A 12521-nucleotide genomic window follows, 5' to 3' on the forward strand; every position below is an offset into this window, starting at 1 on the left:
CCCTCTCGACGACCTTGATGACGCGCATGCCATGGCGGGCGACGCCGGTGCAAGCGGCCGGCGTGCCAGCGGGACCGGCCTTCGGCTGCTGCCGCCCCGCCGCCTGCAGGACTCCGTCCCGGTGCTCTCAGCTGACCAGCGGGACGCCGTGGAGGTCCCGCACGGTTCCGGACCGGTCCTGGTTCCAGGTGCGCCCGGGACCGGCAAGTCCACCGTCCTGATCGAAGCCGCCGTGCGCCGGGCCTTCCACGACGGCGTGGACCCGGAGCGGATCCTGATCCTTGCCCCGGGCCGGCTGGCCGCCGACTCGCTACGGGACCGCTTCACGGCCAGGCTGGACAGGAGCCTGAGCACCACCCCGGCAAGGACCTGGGCGTCCTATGCCTTCGACCTGATCCGGCGGGCCAAGGCCGAAGGCATCCTGCCGCTTCCACGGCCGCCGCGCCTCCTCTCCGGACCCGAGCAGGACCTCATCATCAAGGAGCTGCTGGAGGGCCATGCACTTCCCGGCCTGCAGCTGCCATGGCCCGCTGACCTGGGCGCCGCGCTGGAGACCAGGGGATTCCGGCACGAAGTCCGCCAGCTGTTCGACCGGATCATCGAATCGGGCCGGACGGCCGAAGACCTTGAAGACCTTGGCCGCCGCTGCGGCAGGGAGGACTGGATAGCCGCCGCGGCGCTCTATGCCGAATACAGGGACGTGCTGGACCTCCGCATGCCCGAGGCCTTCGACCCCGCGGGAATCATCACCGCTGCCCGGCAAATCTTCCAGGACGCGCCCGACTTCCTGGCAGCCGAACGGGACCGTCTGCAGCTTCTCCTGGTGGATGACATCCAGGAAGCAAACCCTGCTGTTTTTGAACTCCTTGCCGACATTGCGGCGGGCAAGGACTGCTTCGTGACTTCCTCTCCGGACACCGTCGTCCAGGGCTTCCGCGGCGCCCGGCCGGATCTCGTTGCCGAACTTCCCCGGCTGCTGTCTGCCGGCGCAGCCGTCCTGGAACGGCCCCTGTGGCACACACACCGCCACGCGCCCGCCGTCGCGGAGGCCTGGCTCGGGGTTGCCGGCCGGATCTCGCAGCGTGCCGGCGGCCAGCTGGCACGCCGTCTGGAGCAGCACGATCCCGGTACCGTGCCGACACAGCAAGACGGCGCCGTCGAAGCCCACCTTGTACCTTCGCCGGTCCATGAACTGCGCTATGTTGCCCAGCGGATCCTGGACCAGCACATCAACCACAGCCGTGACCTCGCCGACATCGCCGTTATTGTCCGGAACGGTGGGCAGCTCAGCGAGCTCCAGCGCTACCTCTCCGGCCAGGGAATCCCCGTCCGCGTTCCGGTGGCCGAATCCGCAGTCCGCGATGAAGTTGCCGTCCGCCCCCTTCTGGACGCCTATGCGGTTGCCCTTGACCCGGCGCTGCTGACGCCTGAGTCCGCTGTTTCCCTGCTCACGTCGCGGATCGGCGGCGCGACGTCGATTGAGCTGCGCAGGCTCAGGCAGTCGCTGCGGCGTGAAGAACTCCTGGGCGGCGGCGGGCGGACCAGCGACGCCTTGCTGGTCGAGGCGCTGCTCGAGCCCGGTGCGCTGGCAACGTTGGGTTTGGAAGGCCGGTCGGCGCGGCGCACCGCCCGCATGATCCAGGCAGGACGCGTTGCTGCCGTCGAACCCGGAGCCAACGCCGAGTCCGTGCTCTGGGCCTTGTGGCAGTCCACGGGGCTGGCGAACGCCTGGACAGAAACTGCCCTGGCCGGAGGTCCCCACGGCGCCCGCGCCGACCGGGACCTCGATGCCATGATGGCCCTCTTCCACACCGCCGAGCGCTACGTGGACCAGATGCCCGGTGCCGGTCCTGAACAGTTCCTGGAATACCTGCTGAACCAGGAACTCCCCATGGACACGCTGGCCGCCAGGGCCCAGGTGGACGACGCCGTCGAACTCATGACTCCCGCCAGCGCCGCCGGCAGGGAATGGCCCGTGGTGATCGTTGCGGGGCTCCAGGAGGGCGTGTGGCCCAACACCCGGCTCCGGGGCGAGCTGCTGGGCAGCACCCTGTATGCCGACGCCGTGGAGCATGGCGTGGAATACGCGCTGCAGCTTGACCCGCTGAGCCGCCTGCGGGACATCCGCTATGACGAACTTCGAAGCTTTTCCACCGCAGTCTCCAGGGCCCGCGAGCTGCTGATCTGCACCGCCGTCTCCTCCGAGGATGACCAGCCCTCGTCGTTCCTGGACTACGTAGCACCGCTGGGGCCCGGGCAGGAAGGCCGCGGCTTCACCCCGGTGGAGCGGCCGATGACCCTTCGCGCCCTCGTGGCGGAGCTCAGGCAGTATGCCCAACTGGACGGCAGATACGCCCCTGAAGCCGCGGAAGCCGTCAGTGTCCTGACCCGGCTGGCCGTAGCCGAACCCCCCGTGCCCGGTGCCCATCCGGGCAGCTGGTGGGGCTTGCCTGCGTTGACCACCACGGACGCTGTGGTGCCTCCCGGTGGAACGGTCTATGTTTCGCCGTCAAAGGTCGAAGCCGTCCAGAAATCGCCCCTGGACTGGTTTGTGCAGGCAGCGGGCGGCGAGGCCGCCACCGACTTCGCCCGAAGCCTGGGCACCCTGGTCCATGCCATCGCCCAGGACCTGCCGGAGGCCTCAGGCGGCGAATACGTCGCGGAACTGGTCAGGCGTTGGCCGGCCCTCGGTATGAAGGACAACTGGGAAGGCAGGCTCGATTTCCAGCGCGCAGAGGCGATGGTCCGCAAACTCGCGCAGTACGTATTGGTGATGCGGAGCGAAGGGCGCAGCCTGGTGGGGGTGGAGCAGGATTTTGCTGTCCGGCTTCCGGATCTCACCCCCGCGGCGGGCATCGAAGGCGCCGGTTCGGAGATCCGCGCCCGGTCGGCTGTCCTTCGAGGCCAGGTTGACCGGCTTGAGATCGATTCCGAAGGCAGGCTGGTGGTCGTGGACCTGAAGACCGGGAAAAGGCAGCCCGGCAAGACCGAACTTTCCCGCCACCCCCAGCTTGGCGCCTATCAGGCCGCCGTCCTGGCAGGCGGCTTCGGGGATGCCCCCGGCCTGCCCGCAGAGGCCACCCCGGGCGGTGCCGTGCTCGCGCAGTTGGGCACGGGAACCAAAGGCCCGGGCGTCCAGCAGCAGGACACCCTCGATCCGCAGGACAACTGGGCCATGGAGATGGTGAACGGCGCTGCAGCGCTCATGGCAGGAAGTGTCTTCGAAGCCCGGCACGACCCCGCGAAGGGCGGCCACGGCGGTCACGGCTGCAGGCTTCCCGAAGTCTGCCCCCTCTGTGTCCGTGGAAAGCAGGTAACAGAATGACCCAGCCAGGACTCCCCGGGCCCCGGTTCACCCCCGAAGAGCTGTCCGGACTGCTGGGTGAGAAGAATCTGCCCACGGCCGAGCAGTCCGCCATCATCTCCTCGCCGCTGACGCCCAGGTTGGTTATTGCCGGCGCCGGATCGGGCAAGACAGCCACGATGGCCGACCGAGTGGTCTGGCTGGTCGCCAACGGGTGGGTCAGGCCTGAAGAAGTCCTCGGGGTCACGTTCACCAGGAAGGCCGCCGGCGAGCTCGCCACCCGGATCAGGGCCAAACTGGCGGTGCTGCAGCGCATCGCGGCGCAGGACACCGCGCACACCGTGTTCCCCGAAGGCCTGCTCAGCAGCGACGCCCTCGAACCGAAGGTGTCCACGTACCACTCCTTCGCCAGCGGCATCGTGTCCGACTACGGGCTGAGGCTCGGAGTGGAACGTGACGTCGTGCTGCTGGGCGGCGCCCAGGCCTGGCAGCTCGCCAGCGAGGTGGTGGAGGCGTTCGACGGCGAGTACGGCCACTTCAGCGCGGCGAAGTCCACGCTGGTGAAGGCGGTCATCCAGCTTGCCGGGGAATGTGCGGAACACCTCCAGGAACCCGTGGACGTCGAATCCTGGCTGATGGCACGGATCGCAGAGTTTGAGGCCCTGCCCTATGTGGCTGACGGCAAGAAGAACCCCACCCAGGCGGCAGCGGAACTCGCCGCCATGCTGAGGACCAGGGCCAGCGTCGCGGACATGGTGGGCCGCTATTCGGCGGCGAAACGCGCCCGCGGAGCCCTCGACTTCGGTGACCTGGTGGCGCTGGCCGCCCGGGTGGCCCGGGAGGTCCCGCTTGCTGCTGAGATGGAACGCCAACGCTACAAAGTGGTGCTTCTGGACGAATTCCAGGACACCTCCTACGCCCAGCTGGTCCTGTTTTCGCGCCTCTTCGGCGGCGGCCATGCAGTCACCGCGGTGGGGGACCCCAACCAGTCCATCTACGGTTTCCGCGGGGCATCCGCAGGGCAGCTGTTCCACTTTGTCCGGGAATTCCCTGTCCGGACCGCCGGCCCGCAGGCGGCGGAGAACTTCAGCCCTGCCCCCACTTCCTATCTGACCACTGCGTGGCGTAACGGCCGGTCCATCCTTGAAGCCGCCAACGTGATGTCGGAATCCCTGGGCAGGGCAGCCGCGCACCGCGAACCGGCCGGCGCCCACGGGGAGCCGGCCACGAAAGTGCCGCCGCTCCAGCCGAGCCCCTACGCGGCGGACGGACGCGTGGTGCTCGGCAGGTTCGGAACCGACGTCGAGGAAGCCTCGGCACTTGCCGAAGACATCCTGAAATACCGGGTCACGGACTTTGAGCGCAAGGCTGACGGCACCCCGGTGCCGCCGGCGCTCGCGGTCCTGTGCCGCCGTCGTGCCCAGATGGAAACCATCAGCCGTCAGCTGGACGCGCGGGGGATTCCATACGAGATCGTGGGCCTCGGAGGCCTGCTGGACACCCCCGAGATCATTGACCTCGTTTCCACCCTGAGGGTGCTTGCCGATCCGGGACGGTCTGATTCCCTGATGCGCCTCCTCGCCGGAGCCCGGTGGCGCATCGGCCCGGCTGACCTGATGGCCTTCCGTGACTGGTCCAGCCAGTTGGCCCGCAGGCGTGGGCAGGCCGCCTCCGGGAATGACCCGGAACCAGGGACTGGGGATGCCGCAGCGCCCGACGACGCGCCCGTCGTTGAGAGCGACCTCACGGACGGCTCCAGCCTTGTGGAGGCCTTGGACTGGCTCCCGCGCGAAGGCTGGACATCGTCGCACGGACGAGCCTTGAGCGCGGAAGCGAGGGAGCGGCTCCGCCGGCTGTCCGTAGAGCTCAGGCAGCTCCGCGGCTACCTCGGCGATGACCTGACCACGCTGCTCGGCGAAGTGGAACGCGCAATGCTGCTGGACATTGAGGTGGCCGCACGCCCTGGTGTCAGCATCCACCAGGCCCGCCGCAACCTTGACGCCTTCCAGGACGCCGCTGCCGGCTTCCTGAGAACATCCCAGCGGGTGGACATCCTGGCCTTCCTGGCGTGGCTGGAGGCGGCCGCAGCGGAGGAAAACGGCCTCGACGCGCCGGCTCCGGATGTTAACCGCGAAGCCGTGCAGCTCCTGACAGTCCATGCGTCCAAGGGACTGGAATGGGACGTTGTTTTTGTGCCGGGCCTCAACGCCGGCGCCTTCCCCAGCAGCCGTGATTCACGGTGGAGCAGCGGGGCTGCGGCACTGCCCTGGCCGCTGAGGGGTGACCGGGCGGACCTGCCCCAGTGGGACACCGACCAGCCCGACCAGAAGGGCTGGCTTGATGCCGAGAAGGAATTCAAGTCCGCAGTGCAGGCCCACGGGGAGTCGGAGGAACGGCGCCTGGCCTACGTCGCGTACACGCGCGCCAAGCATGTCCTCTGGGTATCGAGCGCCGCCTGGGTGGGTTCGCGGGCAGGCCGGGCGGAGATGTCCCCGTTCCTGGCCGAGCTCGAGCCCCTGGCAGCCCGGCCCGCGGCCGGAGCAGACGGCAGCGCCGCCCTCGTCCATCCTGCCTCGGTGGACGAAGCCTCCCTCCCGGAGAAGAGCCCACTGACCCTGGAAACGGAGGTGGCCGAGTGGCCCTACGACCCCTTGGAAGGGCCAGTGGATCCCCGGACAGGCCAGCGCCTCCGCCTCTTCCCGGGCCGGCGCGCAGCAATGGAAAGGGCTGCCGCGCATGTGCTGGCAAGTCTGGACCAAAACACCAGCGACGCCGCTCCCGGCGGTGGCGCAATTCCTGCCGGTGACGAAATCCGTGCCGGCGGACCTGATTCCGCCGGCACCGGCAACGAAGGGCGCGGGCTTCGCGGTCCCGCTGCAGGGTGGGCTGAGGAGGCCTCCCTTCTGCTGGAACGGCGCTCCACCAGGGCACGCGGCCAGGACGTCCACCTGCCCAGCCACATCTCGGCGTCCACCCTGGTTGATCTGGGCGAGGACCCGGCAGCTGTGCTGGCACGTCTTCGGAGGCCCGTTCCCCGGGAACCGGGTATGTCTGCCCGGAAGGGAACCGCCTTCCATTCCTGGGTGGAGGAATACTTCGGAGCCGCCGGAATGCTCGACCTCGGCGAAGCTCCGGGAGCGGACGGTCACATCGATGCCGCGTACGACCTCGAGGACATGGTGGCTACGTTCCGTGCGTCGGAATGGGCTCACCGCTCCCCGGCGTTCATTGAGGTTCCCGTGGAGACCCGGGTGGGTGACGTGGTGGTCCGCGGCCGGATCGACGCGGTTTTCCGTGACGCTGACGGCCGCTGGGACCTGGTGGACTGGAAAACGGGCCGCCGCCCCGACGCCGGCCGGCTGAAGGCCAGGGCGGTGCAGCTTGCCGCGTACCGGCTTGCCTGGGCCCGGCTCAAAGGCATCGCCGTCGAGGACGTGCGGGCAGCGTTCTTCTATGTGGCTGACAACCAGGTGGTCCGTCCGCACGACCTCGCGTCAGCTGCAGAGCTGGAGGAGCTGGTGTCGGAGTCCTACTCGGTCAGCTCTTGACGTCGATGATGGTGATGGCGGCGGTGGACGTGTCGTCAGCCGATGGAACATCCGACGCCGAGTCAGCCCCGGCGTGCCCGTCTTCCGGCGCAGGCTCGTCAGCCGGGATCGGCGTCACCTGGACTGCAGGCAGGACGGGCGCCGGAATCGGGACTACTGTCACGGGCTGGACAACCAGGGGCGTCACTCCGGCAATTCCCGAGTCCACGGCCGCGGAGCCCTGTGCGCTGCCAGGAGCCGCCGCACTGTGCCCCGCACCGCCGTCGTCCTCTGGCTGCCCTGCAGGAGCCGTGCCGGCCGGAGCCGCGGCGGGAGGCAGCGGTTCAACGCTGATGGCCTGCCCGCCGTGCTCGGCGATGTCACCGGCGAGGGTTTCCAGCATGCCCTCCGCTTCGGAGATCATCGCGTCATCGCCGGCTGCAATGCCTTTGACAAGGTACTGCGCCAGGGCGAACTCGGCGGACAGGGCGGCCCTCCGGAGCAGATGCTTGTCCGGCGCGTCCCGGCGGCTTTCCGTGTAGCTGCTCAGGACAGTGTCCACAAAGTCCTGCTCGTTGGAGGCCACCAGCCAGGCGAAGTCATCGGCGGGGTCACCGATCCGCAGGTCCGTCCAACCGGTAACGGCTGTCACGCGGTGGCCGTCGACCAGCAGGTTGTCTTCGTGCAGGTCGCCGTGGACCACGCAGGGGTTGAACCGCCACAGTGACACGTCTTCGAGTGCGTGCTCCCAGCGGCGCAGGAGGGACGGCGGAATCTTGCCGGTAGTGGCGGCCTGGTCCAGTTCGTTCAGGCGGCGCTGGCGGAATTCGTTCGGCGTGTAGCTGGGGAGGTCGGCGTTGCTGACCAGCGCATGGGGCAGGTCGTGGATCGCTGCCAGGGCCACACCGATTTCACGGGCGAGCTGGTCCGGTCCGGCGGTCAATTCCTCGACGCTGCGGGTGGTCCCGGCCAGGTGGGAGTAAACGAACGTGCTGAGCGCGCCCAGGCGGACGCTGCCGGCCACTGTGGGCATCAGGAAGGGCAACTCGGCCCTGATGCCGGGAGCGAACGCCCGCAGGACCAGGAATTCCGTCTCCAGCCGGGCGCTGGCTTCGGCGTGACGGGGCGATCGGACTCTCCAGCGCTTTCCTTCCGAATCGAGGAGCAGCGCGCTGTCGAAGTCGGCGGCATCATCCGGGGCGGAGCTGACGGCAGTGGGGGTCAGCCCGGGGACTGCCGCGGTTGCAACGGCTGCCAGTTCGATCGGTTTTCTTCTCACCGTTCCACGGTAGATTGACTGGCGGCCAAGACAACGGTGCGGCGGCGGCGAGTCTCCAGATATGCGGCAAATCTCCGCCTGTCGCCGTGATCACTGTCCCGTCTCATCTAAATCGGCCTACAAATACTCCGGAGTCTCGGGGGTATCTGTAGTGTTACGGCTTCGTCAGACTACAGGTGACCCAGACCGAAGAACTCTTGGGTGAGCAGCAGTAAATGCTGGCGGAAGCACAACGTACCTCTACGGTCGGTCCATCCGTAGTGAGAACGGTGGGACCAGGGGTTGACGTATACGTAGCGGAGGTTCGCCAGCGGGTGTCAACGTCGACGACTTGGACGCCAACGAAAACGGCTAATGCCAGGTCCGCACGACGGGCACGCGATGTCACGCTGTTGGTCTACGGTGCATCGCTACGCAAAGTCGTTCCGCGGAAACGCTGGCGGCCCCAACGTTGTCGGAGGTGTTCGATACCTTGGGCGAGTTCACCTTTCCGGAATGCAGTGTGCCAATGCAGGAGTCGGCGACTGTGATCGATGCAGTCACGGCGGCACTTTTCACCATGGCTGAGTTGGGTGGACGCACTTGAGTATGTCTGAGTTATCACGGAGATCAGGAGGACCCTTTGGGGAAGAACGCCCGGAAGCGCATTTCGGCACGTCGCGCGAACAAAACGAGTCAATTGAGTCACGTCAATGGGCCGATCCGTGTGGGGATCCTCGCAGTGCATGGGATAGGTCGCCAAGCCCCCGGGGCAACTGCCCAGGATGTGTTCACTTCGCTGGTACAAGCTGTTGAAGAAGTAGGTGGCGCGGTCTCGCCCATCACTGACGATCCGTCCAAGGCCAAAACCACAAACGAAGAGCCTCGGCTTGGCGCACGATTCCAGGTCCCTGACGAGTGCCCGCGGATTGTCTGCGTTGAAGAAGCCTGGTGGGACGAAAGAGTCAATCATGCGAAAGCTGGGCGGATCTTCGCTCGGGTTTTCTTTCATCTTCCAATTTTCGTGATGCAGTCAGCAGCACTATGGGCGGCCCGTCACCTGAGCTATAAGGAATCCAAGGAAACCAAATCCGCTTGGAGTCCCGACAGCATGGTTGGCCTCATTAAGGAGACCGTGGCCCTATGGGGCCCAGTCACCGCAGTGGTGATTTCCTATTGTCTGTCTCCGTTGCTTGTTCTTCTGTTTGTGGCCTCTTTACCTGTCTATATGTTGATCTGGCTGTTCCAGGCATTGGGGTCTCAAAGTGCTAGACGGGTAGCAGATTTGATCCGCGTCGTGGTTGTGGAAACTTTGGGGGATATTTGGGCGTACGTGGATCCGGTGACCGGCGATGAGATCCTTCAGTTCGTGGTTCAAAGACATCAGCAGATGAGAGCCGACTACGACGAAGTCATCCTCGTGGGCCATTCTCAAGGGGCAGATCTTGCCCGGCGCGCGTGTCTTGAAGGTCCTGCTCCCGCAGCATATGTCGCCGTAGGGAGTGGACACCATCAATTGCTGGGAGCCAGGACTTCGTCTACGAACGTCTGGCTGTTGCCGGTTTACTGGTCTTTCCCCGTTGTGATGCCGTTGTTTATCTGGTGGTACACCAGCTTCAGCATTGGCGCGATAGGCGACATATTTGCGCAGGTTCTAACTGATCTAGTCTCCTTCTACGTCTCAGGTGAGGTTGCTGACCCATGGGCTCTTTTCCGGTTATCCATTAGAGACACCCCTGTCATACTGCTCATGCTCGGTGTGTTTCTTGCATGGTTCTTCCTTACGGGAAAGATTCGGTATCCGGCTGATGGCCTGGAGAGTCCGCCATGCCCGTCGTGGATTGTTCGATCGCCGTGGGACCCAGTAAGCCTCGGAACAGGGTCAGTGAAGGAAGCCGTACGAACCGTGACGCCGGGATCAGCCTGGAAAGTTATAAAAGAGCACGTAACGTACTGGGAAAAGCCGGAATCAGGAAACACGCTTCTGGAGGCCATATATAGGAGCGGTCGAATTACTCCAATGGGAGATCGTCAGCTTCGAATGCCGGGACGGATTCGCCTTCTTTGGAGTGTGCTGGGCGTGGTCGCGATGACAGCAATTTGGAAGATAGGAGAATGGGAGGCCACCACCTTTCAACACCTGACAAACCACGGCTAGGAACGCGTACTCACGACCGCATATGCGGATTCTGGTGTAGTAATCAAGGTTTTGGTGAGTGGATCGTGTCTGACCCGCGGAACTCTGGCAGCCGGTCGGTTTTCCTCCAGCGGCGAAGGGTCGAGGGGCGGCAGGAATCCAGCCTTCAGTGACACATTCGCTGACCTGATCCAGTAAAGCTCCTGGCCTCCTTGAATGCGCTATTTGTGCCCAGTGCGGCGAAGCCATGGCCGCGGTGAGACTGAGGGTGGAGGGTGGAGCGACGACGGAATGGCCCCTGGCTTGCGGCGGCTGACCAGCTGCCAGGACGGCGTCGGAGATGTCCGGGACGTTCTGCCGGGGACGTTGGGGCAGGCCGAGGAAGTTGGTGAATTCGCAGGCCAGCTCTGCGGGGAGCCTTTCCGGCGGGGAGGTGATGTAGACGACGGGAATGCGGTCCTGTGTGGGGCACTAGCAGATGAAAAGGCGCCGGCAGGAGGGTAACAGGGTGACGGGCGGCAGCGGTCAAGTGGTCGATTGTCGTCGGGCCGTCGCGCAGGCATTCCCCCATCGCCTAGGCATGGGCGGATCTAGGCAGCACGGATGTCTGTAACCGGACAACCATCGGAGGTTGGCATCTATAGCCCCAGCCGACTAAGGCGCAGGCGGTCCCGATGGCCGTGAACACTTCCTGGTCACACTCACGAATGCGCTCATTCGGGCGGATATCAACGACGACGCCAGTGCCGTAACACAGCCGTACAAAGTACTAGGTAATATGCCAGCTGTGCCCGCCTGCGAGCTCGAAATTGCGCCTGAACGGTTGTGATGCGACGCCCACGACGGCGGGATCGAATTCCGAGCGAGGAGATGGTTCCGTTCCAGCCACGACTTGTAGCCAACGGGGCGGCATTGGTGCTGCACCAAAGGAGGCCGTTGAATTGCGCTGTCCTTTGAAGGTCGGAAACGCCCGGGCTGGCTAATAATCCTGGAATTGGCAACCACCAAGCCGCCTCAAGCGGCTGAGTCCTTGGGGAGTCGGATTCTTACTCGCGCGCTGACACTGAGCACACGCCTGAAACGTAGCTCAATTCCTGCTTGACCGCCGACGAAGAACCCGCCATGGTCCAACTGCGGTGAGACAGAAAGCACTCACGGTCCACCTGTAGTGAGACTGGGCATTTGTAGGTGAGACAGGGCAATCACCCGTGCCTGGCCACCCAAAATGTCATTTGTCGGTCCGAGTCAGTACGGTGGACACATGAGTCATGCGGAGTCCGCTACACCGGCCTACCGGACGCAGGCAGTCCAGCTGCCGGCCAACCACTTGTTCGATACCGTGCTCCCCGTGCGTCCCGCGCTGGTGGACCGGGGCTCTGCCGTCCGCACCCGCCCGGGCATGGTGGCTGAACTGCTGCGACGCGACGCCACCCTTGCCGTGGTCCTGTCCGGGAGGCAGGCCCTCGTGACCGGAAACAGCCTTTTCCTGACCGGCGCGGCACGTTTTGTCGACAGCCTTCAGGGCATTGGAACCACTCCAGACCACGTGATCTACCTCGGTACCGCCCTGGACGGTTCAGACCTCCCCGCGGGCACGGAACTGCTCCTGCTGGTGCTGCCGGATGCCCTGGAACCGGGCACTGCGGGCATCCCCGGTGACGCCATCTGGACGGGCTTCCGGGACATCGCCGGGGTCCTCAACCCCACGGATACGGCGCTGTTCGTCGAGGCAAGCGCCATCACCAACTGGCACGCCGGGCACACGCACTGTCCCCGCTGCGGTGTTCCCACGGTTGTCGAGTCCGGGGGCTGGGTGCGCCGCTGCCCGCAGGACAACTCCGAACACTATCCGCGCACGGATCCGGCAATCATCGTCACCGTGGTGGGTCCGGACGGCAGGCTGCTGCTCGGCGGCGGGGGACCGGTCGACGCGAGGAACTATTCCACCCTCGCAGGCTTCGTTGAACCGGGGGAGTCACTCGAGCAGGCCGTGGTCAGGGAAATCCATGAGGAGGTCGGTGTCCGTGTTTCCGGGTGCCAGTACCTGGGTTCGCAGCCTTGGCCGTTCCCGGCCTCCCTTATGCTTGGATTTACGGCCATCACCGCGGACACCGAGGCAACGCCCGACGGCGTGGAAGTCACCAGGGCGCGCTGGTTCAGCCGGGAGGAACTCCAGGAGGCAGTGCTCACCGGGGAGATCACCATCTCCAGCCGGCTGTCCATTGCCCGCTCGTTGATTGAGCACTGGTACGGCGGACGAATCCTGGACCGCACCGACACCTGAACCTCAGGCAT

General features: G+C 65.6%; 5 protein-coding genes. 4 read left to right on the top strand and 1 reads right to left on the bottom strand.

The features are described 5' to 3' along the window. The first annotated feature begins 31 nt into the window (after positions 1-31). The gene (locus EYS21_RS02120; RefSeq protein ID WP_131131884.1) at positions 32-3325 is read left to right on the top strand and encodes an ATP-dependent DNA helicase; all 3294 of its coding nucleotides are present in this window, start codon (positions 32-34) and stop codon (positions 3323-3325) included. Next, positions 3322-6852, top strand: coding sequence for an ATP-dependent DNA helicase (locus EYS21_RS02125; protein ID WP_131131468.1), 3531 nt, complete (start codon positions 3322-3324; stop codon positions 6850-6852). The genes EYS21_RS02120 and EYS21_RS02125 overlap by 4 nt, the downstream gene beginning before the upstream one ends. Here the strand turns inward: EYS21_RS02125 and EYS21_RS02130 are convergent. Next, positions 6842-8110, bottom strand: coding sequence for a macrolide 2'-phosphotransferase (locus tag EYS21_RS02130; protein ID WP_131131469.1), 1269 nt, complete (start codon positions 8108-8110; stop codon positions 6842-6844). The two genes, EYS21_RS02125 and EYS21_RS02130, sit on opposite strands and share 11 nt — an antisense overlap. A 622-nt stretch (positions 8111-8732) precedes the next feature. On the opposite strand from EYS21_RS02130, the gene EYS21_RS02135 reads away from it, so the two are divergent. Continuing rightward, complete coding sequence (locus EYS21_RS02135; RefSeq protein ID WP_131131470.1) at positions 8733-10247, top strand: alpha/beta hydrolase; 1515 nt, start codon at positions 8733-8735, stop codon at positions 10245-10247. A gap of 1240 nt (positions 10248-11487) precedes the next feature. Beyond that, positions 11488-12510: an NAD(+) diphosphatase gene (gene nudC, locus EYS21_RS02140; protein ID WP_131131471.1), complete on the top strand. Its 1023-nt coding sequence runs from the start codon at positions 11488-11490 to the stop codon at positions 12508-12510. The last annotated feature ends 11 nt before the right edge of the window (positions 12511-12521 follow it).

Origin of the sequence: Arthrobacter sp. S39 (assembly GCF_004320525.1) — a bacterium.
Taxonomy (GTDB): domain Bacteria; phylum Actinomycetota; class Actinomycetes; order Actinomycetales; family Micrococcaceae; genus Arthrobacter.